A 25,025-nucleotide genomic window follows, 5' to 3' on the forward strand; every position below is an offset into this window, starting at 1 on the left:
TCACGTGGCGGTGTAGGCGCGATTGCTAGCCAGGGATGGCTAGCAATCTTTCCCGCCGGAAGCCGACACTCTCCGGCTGTTAATCGGCATCGCTTATGCCGTATTAAATCGTCGGGGCTCACTGCAAAAATTATTATTCATTGAATCTTTGTGTTGATCCGGCCTAATTTCAATAGGAGGAAAAACGAATCATGAATAACGTTTTAACGATTTTCCGTTCTTTATTCCGCAGCCGTAACTGTTATGTGCCGATCCTGCTACTCTGCTTATTAGCGCCGTCAAGCCGGGCTCAGCCTGAGGATGCCAAGAATGCTCAAGCACAGGAACAAACGCCGGTCGAAACGCCGGAACAACATATCAAGGCGATAGAGCGGCACCGGGACGAACTCGAAGGGCGCCGCAAGCAAATTAACGAGCAATTGGCCAAGGCAGACGAAAGCGAAGCCGATGTGTTTAAGCAGCAACTGGAACTGGTCGATCAAACGTTAACGGTATTAACGGCGCAAATCGGCCAATGGCAGCGGTATCAGGAACTCGATGCGCAAGTGACCGCCGATCGAATGCAGCTTGCTCGAATTGAAGAAGATGCGAAAAGCCAAAAGGCCTTCTCTTTCCTTGAACTGGATCGTGCGCGCGAGCAACTGGCGGTCGAATCGGCTCGCATCAAGGTCGTGCGAGGCAAGTTTGACTTGGCCAAGCAAGCATTGGAAGAGGCAAAGAGCGCGCTGAAGCAAATAGACGGTAAGGCCAACGGCAAGCACCCTACTTCCGCCGCTAAAGCCGATCTATTCGAGCTAAGAAGAGAGTTTGCCGAGCAACAAAAAGTTCTGCGTGAGCTTGAGGTGCAAAACGAAGAAAAAGCATATTCGAGCCATGAAGCATTGTTGCAACTGCTCGAAAAGCAAATCAAAATTTTTCGACAAAACACGAATTTCGATGAAAGCGTCTTAAAAGAATTGTTAAGCGAGATCGATCGCGCCGAGTTCCAAAAAAACCGCGAATTGGAACAGCTCAAACGGCAGCAAATTAGGACGCAAAGCTTGTTGGAGCGCAGCCGCCGGCGCTTGGATGAAGTCGGGTTGGAGGATGAAAAAGCCTCGGCGGATATTGAAGTCAGGCGGCTGGAACTCGATGTGGTCGAGACAAAAATCGAAGCGACCGAACGCGAACTAGCCCTATTGGCTCAACGCAAGGAAACTTGGCAAAAGCGCTACGACATATTCAACGAACGAACGGATCAGACGAACTTACCGCAATGGCGGGCCGCCGCCGGCGAAGATCTCAATCAGCTGCAACAGGAGCAGGCCACCCTTAAATTATGGCTCAGCGACTGGCGCAGCCGTTTGGGGAGCGTAAATAGCGAGCTGGCTTACGCCGAGGGCCATGCGCTTGTCGGATATAGACACCGGCAAGAACAGATACAACAGACCATAGATACTTTGGAGCAGTTTAACGCCGAACTGGACAGCAATCGTAAGCTGCTTCAACACCTGATCGACGATATTAGCGTCAGAAATTCACAGCACAGCCTGCGCGACTGGTTGGATTTGATAGTGCATATGCAATTCCGGCACGACCCCATTTTGGTTTGGGGTTACGCGTTCACGCTAGCCATCACAATATTCGGCTTTCTGTATCTGTTACGTTGGTTTTTAATTCGAACCTTAAAATTGGCTGCCGAACGTCAGCATTTGTCCAACGCGGATGAACTGCTGAAAACCGTCAAACGGGCAAACCTGGTTTTTTTCCTGGCGATCGCGCTGTATTGCGCATCGCTGCCGCTCACGATGGCGCCGGCGACCGAAGCCGCGCTCGGTAAATTCATCAAAGTCGTCATCGCGGTACAAGTGGCAATCTGGCTCAGTGGATTCTTGCGCGCCTGGATTTTCCGTATTCTGGTACGCAAAACCAAACGCGACGGCGCCAGCCTGGGCGCCTTATCGATCTTGAATTTTACCGGACAGGTTTTGCTGTGGTCCTTGGCCTCACTGCTGATATTGCAAAATCTGGGCGTCGACATCACCGCGCTGGTCGCCGGTCTCGGTATCGGCGGTATCGCGGTGGCATTGGCCCTGCAACGGATCCTGAACGACTTGTTTTCGTCCCTGTCCATCGTACTCGACAAACCGTTCATGGTCGGGGATTTCGTCGTCTTGGGCGACTTTTTAGGTACCGTCGAACATATCGGCATTAAAACCACGCGCTTACGCAGCCTGACCGGAGAGCAGATCATCTGTGCCAACGGCGAGTTGTTGGAGACGCGGATTCGCAATTTTAAACGCATGCATGAACGGCGCGTCGTATTTAAATTAGGCGTGGTCTATCAAACCACTTATGAACAGCTCCGGCGAATTCCGGGCATCATCAAAGACATTATCGAAGGCGTGGAACAAACCCGCTTCGACCGTGCGCATTTTTTTCAGTACGGGGATTTTTCGCTCGATTTCGAGATTGTCTATTACGTGTTGAGTTCCGACTACAACGTCTACATGGACGCGCAGCAGTTCATAAATTTGGAAATCTATCGCCGGTTTGAACAAGCCGGCATCGAGTTCGCCTATCCGACCCAATCGGTGTTGGTATCCAATCCGATTTCCACTTAACAGCGACGCAGCGGCTATGGCGGTCCCGCAAGCTGACTAAAACTTAGCTTGCGGCGACTCGATATGCTCTGTATCTTTATGATTTTTCTTTTTGCTTTAGCCCAAGCATGTCCGAAACCCACGCCAACAAACTGATCCTGGTCGACGGTTCGTCGTTTCTGTTCCGCGCCTTTCACGCCCTGCCGCCTTTGACCAATGCCGACGGCATGCCGACCAATGCGGTCTACGGCGTTTCGAACATGTTGCGGAAGTTGATCAACGACTACGGCACGCCTTATTTCGCGGTGGTATTCGATGCGCCGGGCAAGACCTTCCGCCACGAAATGTACGATCAATACAAGGCGCACAGGCCGCCTATGCCGGACGATCTGCGGGTGCAGATTCGGCCGCTGCATGAATTGATCAAAGCCTTGGGCTTGCCGTTGATCATAGAGGAAGGCGTCGAAGCCGACGATGTATTGGGCAGCTTGGCGCAAAATGCGGCTGCCCAAGGATTCGAGGTCGTCATTTCGACCGGCGACAAGGACATGGCGCAATTGGTCTGCGAACGCATCACGCTGGAAAATTCGATGACCAACACCCGGATGGATATCGCCGGTGTCGTGGAAAAATTTGGGGTTAAGCCGGAACAGATTATCGATTACCTGGCCCTGATGGGCGATGCGGTGGATAACATTCCCGGCGTGCCCAAAGTCGGTCCCAAAACCGCGGCCAAATGGCTGAATCAGTACGGCACATTGGATAACCTGATGGCCCACGCCGATGAAATCAAGGGCAAAATTGGCGACAGTTTGCGCGAGGCGTTGACGCAATTACCGCTGTCCCGGGAATTGACCACGATCAGATGCGATGCAGCCTTGCATTACGGTCTGGATGATTTGAAGCGTACCGAGCCCGATATCGCCTCGTTGAAACAGCAATTGGATAGCCTGGGGTTCAGCAGTTGGTTGAAGGCGCTGAATGGAAACGGCGGCGCCCAGTCCGAACAACAATCGGGCGCGATAAAGCAAGCCCAGACCAAGGATTATCGGACCATACTCACTGAAGCCGATTTCGACCGTTGGCTGAATAAGCTATGGCAATCCGAACTGTTTGCGTTCGATACCGAAACCACTAGCCTCAACTATAGCGACGCTGAAATCGTCGGTGTGTCGTTCGCGGTCGAAGCCGGACAGGCGGCTTATTTGCCGCTGGCGCATGATTATCCCGACGCGCCTGCACAGCTCGACCGGCAAGCCGCATTGAATAAGATGAAGCCGCTGCTCGAAGACCCGGCCAAAGCCAAGCTTGGGCAAAATCTAAAGTACGATGCGCATGTATTGAACAACCACGGTATTACGCTACGGGGTATTCGACACGACACCATGCTGGAATCCTATGTATTGAACAGCACCGCGACCAAACATAACATGGATGATCTGGCCAAACAGTATCTGGACGTCGAGACCATTCATTACGAGGACGTGGCCGGCAAGGGCGCCAAGCAGATCGGCTTTGCCGAAGTGGCTGTCGAGCAAGCCACCGAATACGCGGCCGAGGACGCCGATATCACTTGGCGTCTGCATCAAACCCTGTCCGAGAAATTGCGGCAAAGTCCGCGGCAATGGGCTTTGTACAACGATATCGAAGTTCCATTGATCAAGGTGCTGACGCGCATCGAAGAAAACGGCGTTTTGATCGACAGTGCTTTACTGGATCAGCAAAGCTTGGAGTTGGCGAACCGCATGATGAGCATCGAGCAGCAGGCGCATGACGTAGCCGGCTCGGCTTTCAATCTGGGTTCGCCTAAACAAATTCAAGAGATCTTGTACGATCGCATGAAATTGCCGGTACTGAAAAAAACCCCTAAAGGTCAACCCTCTACCGACGAGTCGGTGTTGCAGGAACTGGCACTGGAATACGAGCTGCCTAAGTTGATTTTGGAGCACCGCGGTATGAGCAAGCTGAAATCGACTTACACCGATAAGCTGCCGCAACAGATCAACCCTAAAACCGGCCGTGTGCACACCTCCTACCATCAAGCCGTGGCGGCGACGGGGCGTTTGTCGTCGACCGATCCGAATCTGCAGAATATCCCGATACGCAGCGACGAAGGCCGCAAAATTCGACAGTCTTTCATCGCGCCGCCCGGCTACAAGATCGTTGCGGCCGACTATTCGCAGATCGAGTTACGCATCATGGCGCATTTGTCCGGCGACGCCGGATTGCTCAAGGCGTTTTCCGAAGGCGTTGATGTGCATAGCGCCACCGCGGCCGAAGTATTCGACGTTGAGGTCGGGCAAGTCACCCAAGATTTGCGCCGGTCGGCCAAGGCGATCAACTTCGGTTTGATCTACGGCATGTCGGCCTTCGGTTTGGCGCAACAGCTGGGTTTGTCGCGCAATCAGGCACAAGAATATATTGATCTATACTTTAGCCGTTACCCCGGCGTGAAACAGTATATGGACCGTATTCGCGAGCAAGCCAAGCAGCAGGGCTTTGTCGAAACCCTATTCGGGCGCAGGCTGTATTTGCCCGAAATCAATGCGCGCAACGCGGCGCAACGCCAATATGCCGAACGCACCGCGATCAACGCGCCTATGCAAGGTTCGGCCGCGGATATAATCAAGCGGGCGATGATAGACTGCGACCGCTGGATTTCGGATAGCGCCGCCGACGTCAAGATGATCATGCAAGTACACGACGAACTGGTATTCGAGGTAGCCGAATCGGAAGTCGAAACCAGCGTGGAGAGCATACGCCGTATCATGTCGGCTGCGGCCGAATTAAAAGTGCCGTTGCTGGTCGACGTCGGCTTGGGCGCTAACTGGGACCAAGCGCATTAGTTAAGGAGCAAAATCCGGTGGCCGCGATTGATATTGAGCAACTCGTCGCTTTTGTCGACAAAATGCCGGCGTTTCGCAGCAGCGTCCAGCGCCTTCTGCAATTGGCCTCCGACCTGAACGCCGACAATCGGGAAATCGTCCACGTTATCGAGTCGGATCCGTTAATGACCGTAAAGGTTCTGAAAGTGACCAATTCGCCGTTTTACGGCTTAGCCGAAAAAATCAGTTCGGTTCAACGCGCCGTTGTGCATTTGGGCATCAATAGCATTAAGAACATGGCCTTGTCGGTGGCGGCAATCGGCATGTTACCGCCGCAGAACCGGGCCGGGTTCGATAGCAGAGATTTTTTGTTGCATTCTTTGACTTGCGCGAGCTTGTGCAAATTATTAGGGGAGCGCCTGCAAGTTCCGCCCGCCCAAGGCAGCGATTATTTCGTGGCCGGCTTATTGCATGATTTCGGCAAAATCGTGTTCGCCGAATTCGTTCCGGACGTATATAAGGACGTGCTGAAAACCGCTAGCGAACAGTCAATCGCATTGAATCAGGTCGAAAGCGATATATTGGGCATAGATCATAGCCAAACCGGGAAATTACTTGCCGAGCACTGGGGTTTGGCGGATAGCTTGATTGCGGCGATCGACCACCATCATCATGAATATTCTCATACTTTGTTAAGCGATTGTTTATTTGCGGCTAATCAAATCAGCAAGCAGTTGAAATTTGGGTTTGCCGGCAATCCGGTCGTTAGGCCGTTTCCGCCCGGGCTGAAGCAGCGTTTTGGCGCGGACTTAGATCAGTTGATAACGGAATCGGGCGATTTAACCCATATCAAGACCGAAGCGCTAGCGTTTATTGATTAGGATGTGACCAACGATGAGGTTTAAGTTTTGGGGCGTGCGAGGCTCCATTCCCACACCCGGCCCCAAGACGGTTAAATACGGCGGCAACACCACTTGTATCGAAATTCGAACGTCCGCGAACGATTTATTGATTTTAGATGCCGGCACCGGTATCCACGCGCTGGCTCAGACCCTTCTCAAACAAAATCCGCTCGAAGCGCATATTCTGATTACCCATACCCATTGGGACCACATTCAAGGTTTACCGTTTTTCTTGCCGTTGTTTAATCCGGATAACCGGATATACGTCTACGGCGGTTTGGACCCCGTTACGCAGCTGGGCATAGAACGGGCTTTGACCGTGCAACTGCAATATAGTTATTTCCCAATTAACGAAGCGCAATTAAAGGCCGGAATTCATTATTGCACGCTGAAACCTGGAAAGCCGGTGCAAATAGGATGCGCAATGGTCACGCCCATAGTCTTGAGTCATCCTGTGTTAAATTTCGGTTACCGAGTGGACGATATCGATGGCAGTTCCTTATTTTTTACCGGCGATTACGAGATGCCGCGTAACCCTTATCGGCCGTTCGAATCGGATTATGCGTCTACGCAGCAATTTATCGATGATAGGTTTAAAGAGGTGTTGGCGGCAATGGAGGGCGTCGACGCTTTGATCGTCGATTCTTCCTATACCGATATCGAGTATCAGAAAAAAATGGGTTGGGGGCATGGGACTTATAGTTCCGCGTTAGGGCTTGCGAAGCAAGCCGGAGTCAGACAATTATTCTTTACGCACCATGAACCGACTCGCAGCGACGACGAGTTGGAGGCGATTTTTCACGCCGTGTTAACCGAGAACGATCCGGCCGGGTTTCAAGTCTATCTGGCGAGAGAAGGCGATGAGCACGCCTTATCGTAGGAAGTCGGCCGCGGCAAGGCGGCACGCGTCATTTTACGATTTCTTGCGAAAATCCGAACCAGTCGTCCAATATCTGATGGACATCATCGATACCGGTTTTATTAAGCGCGGAAAATAGTTGTAGCGTTATCACAATCTCGATTCCGCTTAATTCCCTTTGTACTTTCAGCAAGGTGTTTTTGGCTGCACCGTATTTGAGTTTGTCCGCTTTAGTCAACAGTATATGTAAGGGTAAGCGGGTATGTTCGCACCATTCGACCATCTGCCAGTCGAATTCGGTCAAGGGGTGCCGGATGTCCATGACCAGCACGATGCCGCACAGGGCTTTGCGGTTTTTCAGATAGTTTTCCATCATTTTTTGCCAATCCCGTTTGACGGCTTCCGGTACCTTGGCGTAACCGTAACCCGGTAAATCGACCAGTTTGCGTTGCCGGTCGATTTCGAAAAAGTTCAGCAATTGAGTGCGTCCGGGCGTTTTACTGACTCTGGCCAATGCGTTTTGTTGTACCAAGGTGTTGATGGCGCTGGATTTGCCGGCGTTGGAACGGCCGGCAAAAGCGATTTCCATGCCTTGGTCGGGGGGGGCGTCCTGTAAGCGCGGCGCGCTGCTGATAAATTTGGCTTGGTGATACGCTGGGTTCATCGCCATCTCGCTTAAGGGGTTTAAATCGGTTAGAATCCGGCCATTATAACGTCTGGCGGCTTGCGCAAGTTCGCAAAGCGTCGAATAACCATCCTAACCAGGGGCCAATAATGATAAAAAAACTGCTGATCGTTTCCATTTCTTTGGCACTTGCCTCCAGCGCCGGTTTTGTTTATGCACAAGGTAAAGCCGGCGTGGGTAAAGAAAAAGCGGCATCTTGCGCGGGTTGTCACGGTGAAGACGGCAATAGCGCAATGCCGAGCTTTCCCAAGCTCGCCGGACAACACGAAGGTTATTTAGTAAGGCAATTGAAAGCGTTCAAAAACGGTGAGCGGAATGCGCCGATGATGGCGCCGCTGGCGATGGGCTTGGATGAAAAAAGCATGGAAGAGATTGCCGCCTATTACGCCACGCAAAAAATTTCCAAAAACCCGGCGCCGGTTTTGTCCGACGACGATGAATCGGAAAAAACCGAAGAGCAAAAGAAAGCTGAGCTGGACGATTTGATAGAACAAGGCGGCGATTTATACCGTAACGGCAACTTGAGCCGGGAAGTGTCTGCATGTATCGCGTGCCATGGCCCTTATGGCGAAGGTAATAAGCCGGCCGCTTATCCGTCGTTACATTCGCAACATGCCGAGTATCTGATCAAGACCTTGACCGATTTCAAAAACGGCCAACGCAGTAATAACCGCGAAAACATGATGCATATGATCGCGACTAAAATGACCGATGAAGACATCAAAGCGGTTTCCTATTACATTTCTACGATGAAATAAACAAATTTGCCATCTTCAACCGGTGGTATGTCCGCCGGAGCTTTAATCCCCGCGCATGGCGGGGATTGGTTTTTCTTTCTCATGCCGCAATCAACATTACGCATTTTGCTTCGTTTTTTGGGTTCGATGAACCTGGCGATCACCTTGCTGGTCGCTATTGCCGTTGCCGCCGTGATCGGTACCGTAGTGCAGCAAAATCAACCCTATCCCGATTATGCGCTCAAATTCGGTCCATTTTGGTTCGAGGTGTTCAAGGCGCTAGGTTTGTTCAATGTGTATGGCTCTGTCTGGTTTTTGACCATACTCGGTTTTCTGGTGGTGTCGACCGGCGTTTGCGTGTATCGACATTTGCCGGGCGTATGGCGCGACGTCAATGATTATCGAGAGTACGTTCAGCGCAACGCGCTGTTACGCTTGCCGCATCGGCACGAATTTAAGAATAGCTTGGACAAGCAAGATAATTTGGCGCTGATGACAGCCGTGCTGAACAAATACCGTTATCGCTTCAGATTGCGCGAAGACCGCGCCGGTTTGCTGATTGCCGCCAAAAAAGGCAGCGGCGGCCGCTTGGGTTATATCTTTAGTCATGTGGCGATTATCCTGATCTGCATCGGAGGATTGATCGATGGTAATCTACCTTTGAAAATCGCGGAATGGCGAGGTGTGATCGCGGTAGAAACCCGACGCATTCCGGCCAGCGAGATTCCGGACATTAGCACCTTGACCGAGGATAACGTTTCTTTTCGGGCGAATGTGGATATCGCTGAAGGCGGCCGGGCGGATTTAGCCTTCATCGATTACAAAGACGGTTATTTGTTGCAAAAACTGCCGTTTACCATCAGCGTCGAGGATTTTCGTATCGAACATTACCCTAGCGGTCAGCCTAAGTCCTTCGAAAGCGATTTGGCGATTATCGATACCGATCCATCCCGGCCTTTGCGCCGGACAATTTCGGTGAATCATCCCTTGACCTATAAGGGTTACACGATTTACCAAAATAGCTTTGGCGATGGCGGTTCCGAGCTAAAACTGAGTGCTTGGCCGTTAGCGAACGCCGGACAAGCAAAGTTATTACAGGCCGCCGTCAAGCAATATACCCGGATCGACGGTCAACAGCTGGAAGTCTCGGAATTTAGGCCTTTCAACGTCAATCCGGACTTTAGCGGCGAAAAGAAATTTATCAACCTCGGCCCAAGCTTCCAATATAAATTGCGTAGACCCGACGGCAGCGCTAACGAATACCTGACTTACATGCGGCCCATTTTGCAAGAAGGCCGTTGGTTTTATTTAAGCGGCATGCGCAGCAGAGTCTCCGAGCCGTTTATTTATTGGTATATGCCGGCAGATGGCGAAAAACGCTTGAGTCGTTTCATGAGTTTTTATCAAGGCTTGCTAAACCCGGACACGCTGCTGCCCATTGCGATGGAAACGGCCGCTTCGACCGAAACCGGCAAGCAATCCGGCGATAAGGAACGGGAGGCGGTCGCCCGGTTCATGCTGAGCCTCGCACAGCAATTTGTCGAAGGCGGCTATGAAAAAATATCGGCGACCATCGATCGAAGCGTTGCGGAAGACAAGCGCCGGGAAGCCGCCGAGGTCTATTCCACTGTGCTGCAGCGCTTGTTGAAAAAGGTCTATTTACAAGTCTTGCGCGACGAAGGCGTGGATCTGGAGCATGGTTTGTCCGGGTTCGACGCTCAGTTTTTTATTGATGCGGCAGCCGCGATTAACTTAGCCCATTTTTACGATGCGCCGGTATTTTTGGAATTAGAAGGATTTAAACAGATAGAAGCCACCGGCCTGCAGATTACCCGTTCCCCTGGGAAATGGTTGGTGTTTCCGGGATGTCTATTATTGGTTTTGGGCGTGTTTTGCATGTTTTACTTGCCGCAGCGCCGCATGTGGTTGTTGATTGAACCGCGTGATCCGGGCTCGGCCGTGTTATTGGCAGGAAGCGCAATGCGTAACCGCTATGATTTCGATAAGGAATTTGACCTTATCATTCGAGAATTAAGCCGGAACCCGGTTTAATGTTACCTAAGCGTCTCATAAGAGTCGTGGATAATAGTTTCGCTGTTGTAGACGGCAAATCATTTCGCATCTCATTAGCTCAGTAAAATCAACATGGATAACACTCTGCAAAACCCGTATCGACCGCCTTCCTATTTTCAGTCGAGAACCGGCTACGATTGGCTTTGGTTCATACTTGTGATTCTGGGCAGCGGCTATGCGTTTGGCCGATATCGGGCTCTGATGGATGCTTATGAAATCGGGATTTTACTGATTTCAGCACCGTTACTTGTCTGGTCGGGTTGGAGTTGGCCGGCCTTACAGCGTTTCAGTATTACCGTGGCGGCGTTTAGTTTGGTAGCAATTTCGACATACGGTAACAATCTCGATCCGGGCGAATCGGCTTTTTTATTGAAATTTCTGTTTGCCAGCCAATCGGCCATCATGTGGATGAGCGCTTTATACGTCATGGCGACGGTGGCTTATTTCGGATTTTTATTTTCCGGGCGAGAATTCGTCGGTAAAGTGGCATCGACCCTAACCTGGAGCGCTACGGTCATGGGCATGTCCGGCTTGATGGTCAGATGGAGAGAGTCTTATTTGATGGGAGCGGATATAGGTCATATCCCGGTCAGCAACTTATACGAGGTTTTCATACTATTTTCCATCATCACGGCCGTGCTTTACTTGCATTACGAACAACATTATAAGACTCGCAGCCTAGGCGCCTTTGTTCTGCTGGTGATTAGTGCCGCCGTTGGCTTTTTATTGTGGTACACCTTCGAGCGTCACGCGGAAGGCATACAGCCTTTAGTGCCGGCTTTGAACAGTTATTGGATGAAAATACACGTGCCGGCTAATTTTGTCGGGTACGGGGCGTTTTCATTGGCGGCGATGATCGGTGTGGTGTTTGTCGTAAAACATCGTTTACAGACGAAAAATCCTCGCGGTTCATTGCAAGCCCGCTTACCCGATCTTTCTATGTTGGACGATCTCATGTACAAAGCAATTGCATTGGGTTTCGCATTTTTTACATTGGCAACCATACTGGGCGCGTTATGGGCGGCCGAAGCTTGGGGCGGCTACTGGTCTTGGGATCCGAAAGAGACCTGGGCACTGATTGTATGGCTCAATTACGCCGCATGGCTGCACATGCGCTTGACCAAAGGTTGGAACGGCAAGCCAATGGCTTGGTGGGCGATTGTCGGTTTTTTTGTTACGTTATTTGCGTTTTTAGGCGTGAACATGTTTTTATCTGGTCTACATTCATACGGAGAACTTTGATGTTGAAAAATATCGCATTGATAGCGCTGTTTTGTTTTTCAAACTTAGCTAAAGCCGAAGACGGTTATGAAGCTATAACCCCCCCTCAACCCGTACAGAACCCTAATAAAGTCGAGGTTATCGAATTTTTCTGGTACGGCTGTCCGCACTGTTACAGCTTGGAGCCGTCAATGGTCGACTGGCTAAAAAACAAACCGGAAAATGTCGAGTTTATTCGCCAACCTGCGGTATTCAGCGATTTGTGGGCTAAACACGCCAAGGCGTTTTTTACGGCGGAAGCTTTGGGCGTCAGTGATAAAGTGCACGCGGACTTTTTCGATGCTATTCAAAACAAACAGCAAAAACTGACTTCGGAAGACGATTTGGCCAAATTTTTTGCGGCGCATGGCGTCAAGGATGAGGATTTCCGCGCAGCTTACAATTCTTTTTTTGTGGATGCGAAATTGCGTCAAGCGGAAACCATGGGGCCGCGTTACGGTATTACAGGCGTGCCGGCAATCATTGTCAACGGCAAATATCGCGTAACCGCAACTACGGCAAAATCGCAAGATAACATGATTAAAGTCACGAACGACTTGATCCGGCATGAAAGCGGGACAAAATAATCATTTTTAAACCGGCAATGATCAATTTATTGCCGGAATGGCTTAGCCTGTCGTCTATAATCAAATATCTATAATCTTTTTTCTGAGACGGCGCAGAGATTTCATGAGCTTATCGAAATTCAGGGATGGGAGTCCGCAACATTGGAAGGAAAAATATTTCAAATTGTTGGAAAGTTATGAGCAGTTTGAAAGGGACTGCAAAGAAAGCCAAGAGTCTTTTTCCAAAGCTATTCTTATTCTTTCCGGCCTGGTCGAGAGTCTTGACGAATCGCTTAGTCCTCTCCTCGGTCGGATTCGCGATCTATTAAAATCCAATATACAAAATCAACGATTACGCAAAGAGGTCGATGCTTTTTCTAATGCGTTGACTTCATATCAAAGTCACCGAAGTAATAAACAGGTCGTCGGTTCTTTATTGTTCGACTTTCTGGAAGAGCGATATCCGGATCGTTTGAAAGATCTGAGGAATATTAAGGCAAGCTACCACAAGCAGGTATTTAGTGACAGGCAAAGCCTGTTTCGGGCCTTGATGAGCATAGTTGAGGAGGATGCGACTGTAAGAAGCGACTTAGGCCCTGAGTTATCTGATTGCCGGATTGTGGTTCAGGCGGTGATTCGATTACTAGACAGCGTCGATGTGCCTGAATCGTTAATTGAGGACGCTAGGCAGCTAAAACTTCGGCTATTAAGCGGGCAGGCGCTGCCGGAAGTGTTTAACGATGTGGTTTCCTTATTGCTGACAATAAAAAAACATATTCAGGCCGAACAGCAGGAAATGGCCGATTTTTTGTCGACATTGACAGAGGAGTTGGCGAACTTAGGCTTGAAAGCCGCCGGGGTGAATAATGCGAACGAAGACGCGCTGAAAAAACGCGATAGCCATGATAAGGATGTTGCTGAGCAAGTGGCCGATTTACAAAGAAAATCGGCGACTGCAACCCAGTTGGAGCCTTTAAAGCAACTGGTTAGTATCCGGCTTCAGAGTATCAGCGAACAGATTCAAAAACATAACGCCAACGAGCAGGCAGAAAAAGACAGGAATCAGCGCGAATTAACACATTTGATGCAAAAAATTCGGGAAATGGAATCGGAAACCAGTGAACTAAAAGCTAGGTTGGATGCCGCTCAGAAGAAAGCCGCTTGCGATTCTTTGACCGGATTGCCCAATAGGCAAGCGTTAGAAGAGCGCTTAACATTAGAGATTGCCCGTGCCAAGCGTTACGGATCCGCGTTATCCGTGGCGGTCTGGGATATCGATTACTTCAAGAGTATTAACGATACCTACGGCCACAAGTCGGGTGATAAGGCGTTAATCATTATTGCTAAACTGTTATCCCAATATTGCCGGGAGACTGATTTTGTTGCTCGGTTTGGCGGTGAAGAATTTGTAACCCTATTACCGGAAACCGATGTCGATAGAGCTTTATCGGTAGTCGATAAATTAAGAGAAGTTATTGAAAAATGCGGATTTAAGGCAAATGGAGACCTTATATCGATTACCGTTTCGTGCGGTTTAACTCAGTATACGGTTGGCGACACCAGTGAATCGATATTTGTGCGCGCCGATAGAGGCATGTACCAAGCTAAGCAGGGAGGGCGTAATCAGTGCGTCATCGTATAGAAAGTACATCGACTTTTACGTCAAAAAATGACTACGCTTCGTCACGTGTTAACCGGCCGACGCGCGCCGCGCTTCATTATCGCTTAGCGGTGTTCAAACATAACGAAGCGGGCTTAATCGCGTCCTTAGTTTTGGAATATCTGAATGTTATGGACAATCAAGTACGATTATATGCTGTCCAAACCTAAGGCATTCTCCGCTCAAAAGGTGGCGGGTGTGCCGTCGCGAGTCCGATTGGAATGCGCTAACCGGAGCGATCGTTCGAGTTTTACCGGCCTGAAAATCTTATAACGTTACTCCAGCGCTTATTCTGAGGCGCTGTGAGACTGCGTTCAAGCACGTTTATTGCGTCATCGCAACTGATGACTTCATGTTGGCTTTCTAGTATGAAATGCGCCAAATTTACAATGCATTCCCAATGCTTCGAGCCGTCGATGAACTTATAGGCTTGTTTAAGTAACTCTAAGAGTTTTTGTTCCTGTTCAATCTTTGAGGTGACATAGTGCTCAAGATAATGCTGCGCTTTCTCTAAATCGCTATGACCCCCGTAGTGCCTCAAAGCGTTCAAATTGACTAAATTATGATTAAAAACTTCGCCATCACGGGTCGCTATATACTTTGCTTCCGACAAGGGGCCTACTAACAGATTAATTACGTCGGCTTCAAAAGCGCGTTGACAGCTATGCTGTTCGATTTCGGTCAATGTGGACATGCTTTCGATAATCGCAATCGGCAGGTTTTGGATTAAATTGCCGTCGATGACCTTGGCAGAGAAATTATGATTGTTTTCCGTCGGTCGTTTGACTCGAATCTCAAAAAATACGGGAGGAAGTTTTTTTTGCCGGTTGAGTATATGTATCGCCGCTGCATGACCCGCTTCATGAAAAGCGGTGCGTAAATGCAACTCGTCCGGATGCACGAACCTTGGTGGGGCTATGATGTAGTTTCGTTCCATAAGCAACCTCGTCCAAAAAAAGATGCGGCATAATGCCGCATTGAGGAAGGATATTAAAACTCTTTACCCTTAGGAGAGGGAGCGCATACAAGAGTTGCACGCAGTTTAATCAAAGGAGTTGAATTTGAAAATGTGACAAATTGCCGCGCGTCAAAGTGTCAAATTATTAATGGTGTCAATCTTGTGTGTTTCGTTCTGCCTGGTTCCAAAAGGGCAATGATAATATTAATAGGCACCCAATCCATTTCAACAATTGCTGATTTTGCAACGTATAGCTAAAAGCAACGGATAGCTGTTCGGATGTTTTAGGATGGGCATTGATCAGGTCTCTACCAAGCATAAAAGCTCTTGCTTCGCCTATAATCATTCCGACTACAGCGATACATAAAGAATATGCAATTATTCTATCCCGGCGGCTGTGTGAATTCGCGCCTGATAATCGGTCGAAATTAATAAGCTTACCGTTTATATGGCCCAAACCTATCCGTTGACAAATAATTAAACCGATGATTCCAATTACAGGCAGGGCAAACTGTTCAACCGGAAAGCTCAAATAACGCCCGTTGATACTGAGGCCGTAAGTTTTATACAGCGCCAATAAAATAAAACCCAAATAGGTATTCCGGAGCCAAATTCCCAATTTTTCGTCGGTCCCCCGGTTACTTAACATCATCGCGTAACGATGCAGTAACATTACGCCAATTAATATATTCGCAGCCGTTATTAGAATTGAATAAGTTCGCTGTAGGGAGTTATAACTCGTATACCAAAGAAATTCAGCCATATTTACCAGGCAAACGCCGAATATCTGGGCAAAGGCTAAAAAAATGATTAAGCGCGGGCTTGGAAATGCTTTCAGTTTTCGCAGGAAAACTGCCAGAATTGTTAGCCATATGGCCGTGGATGCAACAAAATGAATCAGCCAATCAGGATTATTCATGACAGGGCCGGTTAACGGAAAAACCGGTTTTCGGTTAGCCGAAAATAATCCCCAGTTGGCACCAACAACACCTTCCAAACTGCTTTTCCACGGTTGGTTGAACGCCTCGACTATGTTGTAATCGAATCCGTGGCGATTGACGACTTGAATCATTTCCCGAATGTACCTGGCTTCATTGACGACGCTGGGTATCGCCCAGCCGCGCTGGCGACCGGCGCTGGGCCAGCCCGATTCGCCTATCAAAATCGGTTTGCCGGGTGCTATGGTATGAGCTTCTTGGTCAACTTGTTCGACAATATTTTCTAAATGTTCTGATGCATGTTCTACTGAAATGGGTTCATCTTCCCAGTACGGTAAAATATGGATGGTAATAAAGTCCACCTCTTTGATTAATTCGGGATGTTTCATATACATCGACCAAACATCGGCATAGGATACGGGTTGTTTGACCGCGCGTTTGACTTCCCGGATATAAGTGATCAGGCGATTAACGTTCATGTCGCCACGCAATAATACTTCATTGCCGACGATAACCCGTTTAACCACATCGGGATTGGCATTAGCGGACTTGATTAATGCATCGATCTCCTTTTTATTGTCCTCATAGCCGTATCCCAGCCAAGCGCCTTGTATCATGCCAATGCCGTATTTACGCGCTAACGCCGGGGTCTCTTCAATAGCGCCGCCTAAACTTGAATATGTGCGGATGCCGTGAGTCTTGTCGGCCAACAAGCTTAGATCGGCATCGATGTCTTCCCGAATCGGAAACACTTCCTCTAAAGGACTAAAACCTTCACGAAAAGGTGCGTACGACAAGCTCATCAATTTACCGGATGGTACGTCAACACCTACATTGTGCGGTTGATTTATCCACCAGGCGATACCTAAGTGAACTAAAAGGAGAAAAAATGAACAAATTAATATTTTAGTCAACCGCATACGCTGTGATTAGAGTTCAGATAAACAATCGTTTGTTGTCAGGTAACCTGCATCGCGAGATTATAACTATTTTACAAAAGGTAAGCTTTCATCTCGCTTCCCGAGCTAAAAAGAAACATTTTTCGAAATAATTTCTGTACTTTACCTATGGGTTCTGGTTACAGTAATAAGATTTCCTGATATTGGACTCGTATTTTTGTCATCCAATAACATCGTCGTGAATTTTTATGAGGCTTTCTATGCATAAAAAAGTACTTCCCATTCTATGTGGAGCCATGTTGCTGCCTATGTCGCCTTTGGCTACAGCCGTCACCAATCAGTTGCCGGCGTCAAGCGATGTAAAAATGGGTACCGTAGAAGAAGTGTGCTCTGATTTTGTAGATCCTAAATGGCGCGATGCACAGGTGATTGATGGTGTGGAGATTCAGGAATCAAGGATGTGTGAGCCTGACAATCCTGCCGATATCGCCGCATTCGTCAAGGGTACCAATAATATTTCGATGGACACGCTGATGAGAACTCAGCTGGCTGCCGATGCGATAACCGTCAGCAATGATATGGACGGTGACGGTGATCCCGACCATTACATCATTAAATTGGAAATCGCCGAATTGAACGGCCATTCGCCGGACATGCGCGAACCGACCACAACTTTTGATATCGCACCCGGCATCCAACCGACATTTTGGGTTTACGCACCTAAAACCCGCGATATGTCGACGTTGAGTTTGTATGAACCCATCGCCAATCCCTTGCTGCGAGCACCGTCGCCGCCGATCCGTGTCGAACAAGGCGACGTCATCTGGCTGGTGCTGGAAAATAGTCATTATTTGCCGCACACTATTCATCTACACGGGGTGGATCATCCTTATATGGATATGGGGGGCGAAGGGAACGATGGTGTCGGTCAAACCGGAGCAATGGACGTCATGCCCGGTAGCAGCAAGACCTATGTGATCAAGCCGCGCCAGCCAGGCACCATGTATTACCATTGCCACGTGCAGCCGCATACCCATATCCCTATGGGCTTGCAGGGCCTATTTATCGTCGAAGAAAACCGTCCGAACAACTGGGTGCAGGTATTTAATGTGGGCGGGGGTCAGGTCAGACATCCTTCGGTAGCAGTCAAAGAAAAATACGCCTACGAATACGACTTACACTATCAGTCAGCCGATAAGGAGCTGCATTTAATGGCGCGTTCCGCCAACGATCCGCGTTTGCTGGCCAGACGCCTGAATCAGGAATACGACATTACCGACTCATCTCCCGATTATTTCATGCTGAACGGGCGCTCTTTTCCATATACCTTAAGAGAGTCCTTGGTCATCATGGAGCCCAATAAAAAAGCAAAACTGCGCATACTCAATGGCCATGAGGAGGCCTTCGGTATCCATCTCCACGGTCACAAACCTATGGCGACCCATTACGACGGTGTCGATAACGGTCCTTCCACCTATATCAAACGTGACGTACACGCTATGGTGCCAGCGCAACGCTTGGATCTAGAGCTAAGCGGGGTGGACGACGGTTTGAATAGTTTCGGCCAAGGTGTATGGATGATGCATGACCATGTCGAAAAATCATTTACCACCGACGGTATAGGCGAAGGCGGCGACATTAGCTTAGTGGTTTATAAAGACTTTCTGAATGAGAAGGGAATACCCGAGCTGCATGGCATGAGTCTTAAGCCCTATTTCACCAAAGAATTTTGGCAAGGCAAATATGCGGCCTGGCAGGATTACGATGCCTGGAAAAGCTTAGGCATACCTGAAATAACCAACGCAAAACAAAAAGCCTTTGTGCCTTCTCCTGTGACGGCTCAGCCGGCTGCCGGTTTCGGTAGCCAGTCGGAAGCCGGCGGAAATAAATCATCGTTTCTTGGGCAGTTGTTGTACGGCTTTGTGTTGGGATTGTTGGGTTTTACGGTCTACGCTAAGCGAGACAAAATCTTAGCCATGTTTGGTAAATAAGCATATCCGCCGTTCTAAATCGTACAAAAACCCCCACCGGCTTTTTAAATTGGTGGGGGTTTTATGTTTGTGTTTCCAGGCGATGAATTGATCTTCGAATCAAGTCAATCATTCCCAAAAAACCGGTTTACTTTGCTCGAGTCTTTCCGTTTTCATGGTATTACTCATACAAATGACTGCGGGATTTTGATTTTCCGAGCGTTCCCTAAAGAACCTAGCGAATGCCGAACGCTCAATCCGTTCCTTTGTAATGATAGAATGGCCACGATCAGCACTAAGGTTGAAAGTTGTTTGAACCGAAAACTTTAAGTCGGGCCAAGATTCTAAAAATAAGAGGAAAATATGCGTAACCGGAAACTGTTACCAGCCTTGATCAGCGCCACGCTTGTCGGCGCGCTCGTCGTGTATGTTGCGTTCTATTTCGTATTTCTCGATTTTTTCGTGGATTTATGGTGGTTCAGAGCGCTGGAATTTGAAGCTTATTTCTGGCTTAGGTTGTTGTACCGCTTTGTGTTTTCCGGTGCGGTTACGCTATTCTTCTTTGGGGTTTTTCAATTTCATTTCTCGATAGCCTCTCGCTATTTAGGTTTGAATCCCCCCGATGATGTACTGCTGGACGACAGGAAAAGACGGCGATTCCAGCGATTTTCCGAAGTGTTCATGTATGGCTCGGCCAAGGTCTATACGCCGATTTCCTTTCTGATGGGCGTGGCGATCGCCGTTCCGTTTTATCTGCAATGGGAAGACGCCTTGCTGTTCTTTTTCGGCGGCGACGCCGGCATTACCGATCCCGTTTACGGCAACGACGTCAGCTTTTATCTGTTTTCCTATCCTATCTTCATGCTGATTCAGAAAGAATTGCTGACGACCGCGTCGTTGGCGTTCTTGGCGACGGCTGTGCTGTATTGGCTGGAACATCGCTTCATCCCGAATCAAGGCCGGGAATTTCCATTCGGCGCCAAAGTTCATTTGGCGGTGTTGTTCGGTTTCGTCGTGTTGTTCGTGGAGTGGGGTTTCATGCTGGACCGCTTCTCCCTGTTGTACCAAAATTCGCGGGAGCCGGTATTTTTCGGGCCCGGTTTCGTCGACCTACGCTACCACTTGCCGTTGATTTGGTTGGCGATTGCGACTTTTTTGATCGTCGCTTGCTCGTTGCTTTTCTACGCGTTCGCGGAACAGCATCGTAGTAAAACGCCCATCGTCATTTCGGTGTTGAGTTTTGTAGCTATTTTAGGGCTGCAAAATTGGGGCTTTCTGCCGGAGGTGATCGAACAATTGGTCGTCAAGCCCAATCCGACGCGGACCGAAGGACCCTTCATGAAATACAACATCGACGCGACCTTGGATGCTTATGACCTGAATAACATCAATACCATCGAGTTTCCCATCAGTCTGGATCCCACCAAAGATATCGAGGCTTGGTCGAACACCAAGCATTTTGAAAACATTCCGGTTTGGGACCGGGAGTATTTGATCGATAGTTATCAACAGTTACAAGCGATCAGGCCTTATTACCATTTTATGATGGTCGACGAGGATCGCTATTTCATACATGGTCATTTGCAACAAGTCAATTTGGCGGCGCGCGAGGTCAACATCAATAAACTGCCGCCGGAAGCCCAAAACTGGGAAAACACCCATATGCGCTACACCCACGGTTACGGCGCGGTGATGTCGCCCGCGGCCCAGGACGCGGATATCCCCATCGTCTGGTATTTGCGCGACTTGAATATGACGTCCAGCGTCGGTTTGTCGGTCAAATATCCCGATATCTACTACGGCCAGGAGAAATATCCTTATGTGATCGTGCCGAATAGTTTGGTGGTCGAGGGCATCTCCGGTTCGGAGCGCAGCGACTCGGCCGAATATAAAGGCAATTCCGGCATCCCGATACAGTCTTATTTTAGAAAACTGTTGTTCTCTTTTTATTTTAAGGACATCAAAATATTTTTCTCGCCCAATATTACGACCCAAAGCAAAATGCTGATACGCCGTAACATCGACGAGCGTATCCACATGCTGACTCCGTTTTTACATTTAGATAAAGACCCTTATTTGGTCGTAGATCGGGATAGATTGTATTGGATACAGGATGCCTATACGCTATCCAACATGTATCCGGCGGCAAAGCCGGCGGCCGACGATTTCCTGGACGGTTCGCAACAATTCAACTTCATTCGCAATTCGGTTAAGGTCGTTGTCGACGCCTACGACGGCAGGGTGGATTACTACATTGCCGATCCCAAGGATCCGATTATCAACGCCTACGATCGCGCGTATCCCGGATTGTTTAAGAAGTTGGAAGAGATGCCGGAAAACTTGCTGAAACATTTGCGTTATCCGCGCGACTTGTATTACATGCAGATGAAGATCTATGCCAAATACCATCAAATGGTTCCGGAATTGTTTTATGAGCAGGCCGAGACCTGGCAATACGCCACCGTTGACGACGAGCCGGTATTGCCTTATTTCATTACGATGGATTTCGATCGCTGCAACGACCGGGAAGAGTTTGCGATGATCAACCCTATGACACCGGTCAACCGGAACAATTTGAGCATGGTGGGTATTGCCAGCACGCTGGATCACGACAAATGCGACTTCAGCTATAAGCCCGGCGTTACCATTTATAAATTTCCCAAGGAAGTCCAGGTCAACGGTCCCTCGCAGGTCAATGCCTTGATCGATCAGAATCCGGAAATCGCGGCGCAATTTACACTGTGGAACCAAATCGGTTCTGAGGTTAAAAAAGGCCGCATGGTGATTTTGCCCATGGGCAATTCGATATTGTATGTGCAGCCGATCTATATGCTCGCCAAAAAAACCAAAATGCCTGAGCTGGCGCGGGTTATCGTTTCGATCGGCAATCAAGTCGTCATGGATAAGACGCTATGGAAGGCGTTCGATCGCCTGAAAGGCCGCTTCATTAAAGAAGCCCAGGGTTCCGGCTCGGGTACTTCGGGAGGGGCCGAAGCGAAGCCTTAAGCTATCTCCCGGCGAAGCGTCGATGAATGCTTGTGCGACAGTCATTATCGGGCGCGCTGTCCGGCTGCCGGATTGGCGCAGGGAAAGGCTTAGGCATTAGTTGATGGCTGTTGGACATGCCAGACAATAGCCCGACTACCTTCGTATTTTGCGCGTTGTTTTGCGAGGCCAGGCCGCTATTGAAGGCGTGGCGCTTGTCCGGTTTGCCGGCGGCCGATCATCCTTATGCGGTTTATGCAAATAGAGATCGGGTGGTCGTTGTGACCGGCATGGGTAAAATCAATATGGCCGGTGCGGTCGGTTACGCATTGGCTTTGTTTGGCAATCCGCAATCGCCGGTGTTAGTCAATTTAGGCATCGCCGGGCAGCGCGACGAATCGCCGGGCAGGCTTTGCATGGGGCATAAAATCGTCGATAAAGACAGCGGTCGCTGTTTTTATCCGCAACTGCCCTTTACAGTTCCCTGTAAGACCTATTCGGTGGTAACGGCTTGTCAGCCAAATATGGATTATGCGACTAACGAGATGTATGAAATGGAAGCTGCGGGATTTTACGAGTTGGCGCTTAAATTTAGCAGTAGCGAGCTGATTCAGGTGATGAAGGTTATTTCGGATAGCGCCCGGTCTCCTATTGCCGATATTAATGAAGCATTGGTTGAGCGGTGGGTTGATGATTGTCTTACCAAAATAGAAAGCATAATTGATCAACTAATGCAATTGCGGCAACAATGTATCGTTACGACAAGCAGCGATGTTTATCGTGACATTTTGGAAGCCTTTCATTTTACAGTCAGCCGTTCGTTAAAACTGAAATCCTTGTTGCATCGCTGGCGAGTCGTGAAAGGTGATGAAGCAATTGCTTGGCGAGATGCCGACTTAAGCAGTGCAAAAGAGTTGTTGTGTTGGATGGAGCAACAGCTAGACAGTGTTGACTTCTATCTGTAAAGTTTGCGAAAAGAGTTGATGGTTGCGGGTTGGGTCTACTTCGAAAAAACGAGGTGCCATTGCGGCACCCCGTTCGGCAAAAAGCTTACAGCAAGCCTTTCAAGCCTTCGTTTGCTTGTTTAGCAGTGGCTAAGTGTTCTTTGGCTTCAGTCAGATTCGCAGTTTTAGCAGCTGCTTCAGCCGCTTTCAAATGGTTTCTAACTTTGGCAGTTTCTCTAGCTACTTTATCGTTAGCGTTCAATTCTTTTGTAAAATCGCGCGCTTTTTTGATCAAGGCAGCAACGTCGGCATCTTCCGCGCCGTTGTTGATCGCGGTTACAGCTGCGTCAATACGGTTGCTAACTTCATTGATTACGTCGACAGGTGCATAGCTGATTCGACCTGGATCAGATTCGGCAACAGCAGATGTCGAGAAAGAACCCATAGCAACAGTCAAAGAAAAGGCGATAGCTGCACTTTTAAAAATTTTCATCTAGGAACCTCACAGTTGTTTTTATTGATGCACATATAGCGGCTAATTACTTTAACTGGCTACATGCTAGCCCTGATAATATCACACATTGAGGGGTTTGATAGCATGTTTGTTACTAAATGATGAAATCCTGCGAGTGAAATGAATCTTGCTTTATTCGACGCTAACTAAAATTTTGTCCAGCCAAGCAGTCGGCAATAATCGCTTCAGCCATGCGAATAAATGGGTAGGAACGGTGACCCTATACCGTAACTGCGGATGCTTTGCTTCGAGTGCATGCACGACTTTTTCAGCGACAGCGGTTGCCGGCAATGTAAATGGAGCCGCCGGACCAACTTTTTGCAAGCGCGCTTCCATGGCTTGATAGGTGGCCTTATGAAAGCTCCGGCTGGGATCGATGTTTCTTTGATACATTGCAAATGCGTTTGCCCTAAAGCGGCTCTCGATCGGGCCGGGTTGAATCACTGAAACGTGAATGCCGGAGCCTCGCAGTTCGAGGCGCAAGGTATCCGCCAAGCCCTCCAGGGCAAATTTGCTGGCGTTGTAAGCGCCACGGAATTTCATTGCCACAAATCCCAATACCGAACTGTTATAAATAATGCGGCCATGGCCTTGCTCACGCATCAACGGAATCAATAAATTGGTTAATTCGTGCGTGCCGAAAAAATTAGTCTCAAATTGATTCCTGAGTACGGCTCGGCTTAAGTCTTCCACTGCGCCCGGTTGGCCGAACGCGCCGTTATTGAACAAAGCGTCGATTTTTCCGTCAGTCATGCTTATCAAATCATTTACCGCTCGCTGAATGCTACCCGAATCGGCTAAATTCAACTGCAAGCATTCGAAGCCTTCTGCAATCAAACGGCTGACGTCGTCGGCGTCTCGGGCCGAACAAATGACTCGGTGGCCGCGTTTTCTTAGCACACCTGCCGTGACGTAACCGATGCCGGACGAACAACCTGTTATTAAAATAGTTTTTGAGTTAGCCTTCATTCTGCCAAGTCGGATTCGTTGTAGTAATAAGTCTGACCGGAGCTGCAATTGATCATAAACACCAGTTTTTCGTTCGTGCTCTTGGAGTTCAACTCGTCGGCCTCCACACGCTTGCATTGGCCCGTTGCCAACGCTTTCTGAGCGGCAAGACGGCGAAATTTTTCGATATCAGGTAGGCGCTCTTCGAATGGCTTTATCTGTTTAGGTAGTCCGTTCGGATCATAGGGCGGAATGGCGTAAGCGGAAAACTGAGTTGGGTTTTGCTTAATAACCGCTTGAGTCAAGGCATATTGCTCTTGCGCGAGTTGCTTGCGTAAAGCAATGGCGTCGTGTTTGGCTTGCTCTTCCGCTTTCCGTTGAGCTTCTTCTTGCTGTTTTTGTTCGGCAGCCAATATTTTTTGATTTTCCAGTGCACCCAGATCTACCTGCCCACCGGTTTTGGTGTTGATTTCCAGGGCTTTGGCTTCTTCGGTACAGGGCGAAGATTGGTAATGGGTCTGCCCCGTAGCATCGATGCATTTATAGACGCCGGCCCAGCTGGCGAACGGAAACCAAAGAGCCATCAATAAAATTCTAAGTTGCGTGATCATCCTCTAACTCCAAAATGAAAAATCGGCGTTTTTGATTAATTGGATTGTAGCGAAGTTTTTCCGACAAGGTGACTTGAGGCAATACGCGCTTTAAGTTTTCTAGGCTGAA

General features: G+C 49.0%; 18 protein-coding genes. 12 read left to right on the forward strand and 6 right to left on the reverse strand.

Features of this window, described 5'->3' with window-relative positions:
• Positions 1–191 precede the first annotated feature (191 nt).
• The 4 genes from ACW73I_RS17940 (at position 192) to ACW73I_RS17955 (ending at position 7,189) form a co-directional block, all read left to right on the forward strand.
• Positions 192–2,603, forward strand: a complete 2,412-nt coding sequence (locus ACW73I_RS17940; protein ID WP_458030806.1) for a mechanosensitive ion channel domain-containing protein — start codon at positions 192–194, stop codon at positions 2,601–2,603.
• 107 nt (positions 2,604–2,710) lie between these two features.
• The gene (polA, locus tag ACW73I_RS17945; protein ID WP_458030807.1) at positions 2,711–5,428 is read left to right on the forward strand and encodes a DNA polymerase I; all 2,718 of its coding nucleotides are present in this window, start codon (positions 2,711–2,713) and stop codon (positions 5,426–5,428) included.
• Positions 5,429–5,445: 17 nt separating this feature from the next.
• Positions 5,446–6,288, forward strand: coding sequence for an HDOD domain-containing protein (locus tag ACW73I_RS17950; RefSeq protein WP_458030808.1), 843 nt, complete (start codon positions 5,446–5,448; stop codon positions 6,286–6,288).
• 13 nt (positions 6,289–6,301) lie between these two features.
• Positions 6,302–7,189: an MBL fold metallo-hydrolase gene (locus tag ACW73I_RS17955; RefSeq protein WP_458030809.1), complete on the forward strand. Its 888-nt coding sequence runs from the start codon at positions 6,302–6,304 to the stop codon at positions 7,187–7,189.
• Between the two features lie 28 nt (positions 7,190–7,217).
• Here the strand turns inward: ACW73I_RS17955 and yihA are convergent, their stop codons facing one another.
• On the reverse strand, positions 7,218–7,832 hold the full coding sequence (yihA, locus tag ACW73I_RS17960; protein WP_458030810.1) for a ribosome biogenesis GTP-binding protein YihA/YsxC: 615 nt from the start codon (positions 7,830–7,832) through the stop codon (positions 7,218–7,220).
• A 110-nt stretch (positions 7,833–7,942) separates the two neighbouring features.
• Between yihA and ACW73I_RS17965 the strand changes: the two genes are divergently transcribed.
• The 5 genes from ACW73I_RS17965 (at position 7,943) to ACW73I_RS17985 (ending at position 14,131) form a co-directional block, all read left to right on the forward strand.
• Positions 7,943–8,611, forward strand: coding sequence for a c-type cytochrome (locus ACW73I_RS17965; RefSeq protein WP_458030811.1), 669 nt, complete (start codon positions 7,943–7,945; stop codon positions 8,609–8,611).
• 81 nt (positions 8,612–8,692) lie between these two features.
• Positions 8,693–10,642 (forward strand): cytochrome c biogenesis protein ResB, encoded by a 1,950-nt coding sequence (locus ACW73I_RS17970; protein WP_458030812.1) that lies wholly within the window; start codon positions 8,693–8,695, stop codon positions 10,640–10,642.
• A gap of 93 nt (positions 10,643–10,735) precedes the next feature.
• Positions 10,736–11,905: a c-type cytochrome biogenesis protein CcsB gene (ccsB, locus tag ACW73I_RS17975; RefSeq protein WP_458030813.1), complete on the forward strand. Its 1,170-nt coding sequence runs from the start codon at positions 10,736–10,738 to the stop codon at positions 11,903–11,905.
• Entirely contained in the window at positions 11,905–12,510 is a 606-nt protein-coding gene (locus ACW73I_RS17980; protein ID WP_458030814.1) for a thiol:disulfide interchange protein DsbA/DsbL, read from the forward strand. Before ccsB ends, ACW73I_RS17980 begins: the two co-directional genes overlap by 1 nt.
• A 103-nt stretch (positions 12,511–12,613) precedes the next feature.
• Positions 12,614–14,131 (forward strand): diguanylate cyclase, encoded by a 1,518-nt coding sequence (locus tag ACW73I_RS17985; protein ID WP_458030815.1) that lies wholly within the window; start codon positions 12,614–12,616, stop codon positions 14,129–14,131.
• A gap of 268 nt (positions 14,132–14,399) precedes the next feature.
• Here ACW73I_RS17985 and ACW73I_RS17990 read toward each other — a convergent pair whose 3' ends face one another.
• Complete coding sequence (locus ACW73I_RS17990; protein WP_458030816.1) at positions 14,400–15,086, reverse strand: hypothetical protein; 687 nt, start codon at positions 15,084–15,086, stop codon at positions 14,400–14,402.
• Between the two features lie 175 nt (positions 15,087–15,261).
• Positions 15,262–16,848, reverse strand: a complete 1,587-nt coding sequence (locus tag ACW73I_RS17995) for a glycoside hydrolase family 17 protein (RefSeq protein ID WP_458030817.1) — start codon at positions 16,846–16,848, stop codon at positions 15,262–15,264.
• A gap of 356 nt (positions 16,849–17,204) precedes the next feature.
• On the opposite strand from ACW73I_RS17995, the gene ACW73I_RS18000 reads away from it, so the two are divergent.
• The 3 genes from ACW73I_RS18000 to ACW73I_RS18010 all read left to right on the forward strand — a co-directional run bounded on the left by ACW73I_RS18000 (position 17,205) and on the right by ACW73I_RS18010 (position 22,864).
• The gene (locus tag ACW73I_RS18000) at positions 17,205–18,935 is read left to right on the forward strand and encodes a multicopper oxidase domain-containing protein (RefSeq protein ID WP_458030818.1); all 1,731 of its coding nucleotides are present in this window, start codon (positions 17,205–17,207) and stop codon (positions 18,933–18,935) included.
• Positions 18,936–19,277: 342 nt separating this feature from the next.
• Positions 19,278–21,920 carry a UPF0182 family protein gene (locus tag ACW73I_RS18005; protein WP_458030819.1) on the forward strand — a complete coding sequence of 881 codons (2,643 nt, stop codon included), beginning with the start codon at positions 19,278–19,280 and terminating at the stop codon, positions 21,918–21,920.
• A gap of 116 nt (positions 21,921–22,036) precedes the next feature.
• Positions 22,037–22,864 carry a hypothetical protein gene (locus ACW73I_RS18010; RefSeq protein WP_458030820.1) on the forward strand — a complete coding sequence of 276 codons (828 nt, stop codon included), beginning with the start codon at positions 22,037–22,039 and terminating at the stop codon, positions 22,862–22,864.
• 85 nt (positions 22,865–22,949) lie between these two features.
• On the opposite strand, the gene ACW73I_RS18015 is transcribed toward ACW73I_RS18010, so the two are convergent.
• From ACW73I_RS18015 to ACW73I_RS18025, 3 genes are all read right to left on the reverse strand, one after another.
• Positions 22,950–23,336, reverse strand: coding sequence for a hypothetical protein (locus tag ACW73I_RS18015; RefSeq protein WP_458030821.1), 387 nt, complete (start codon positions 23,334–23,336; stop codon positions 22,950–22,952).
• 153 nt (positions 23,337–23,489) lie between these two features.
• Complete coding sequence (locus ACW73I_RS18020; protein WP_458030822.1) at positions 23,490–24,326, reverse strand: SDR family oxidoreductase; 837 nt, start codon at positions 24,324–24,326, stop codon at positions 23,490–23,492.
• Positions 24,323–24,916, reverse strand: a complete 594-nt coding sequence (locus ACW73I_RS18025; RefSeq protein WP_458030823.1) for a DUF4124 domain-containing protein — start codon at positions 24,914–24,916, stop codon at positions 24,323–24,325. The genes ACW73I_RS18020 and ACW73I_RS18025 overlap by 4 nt, the downstream gene beginning before the upstream one ends.
• Between the last annotated feature and the right edge of the window lie 109 nt (positions 24,917–25,025).

The sequence above is a fragment of the Methylomonas sp. MgM2 genome (assembly GCF_054172045.1).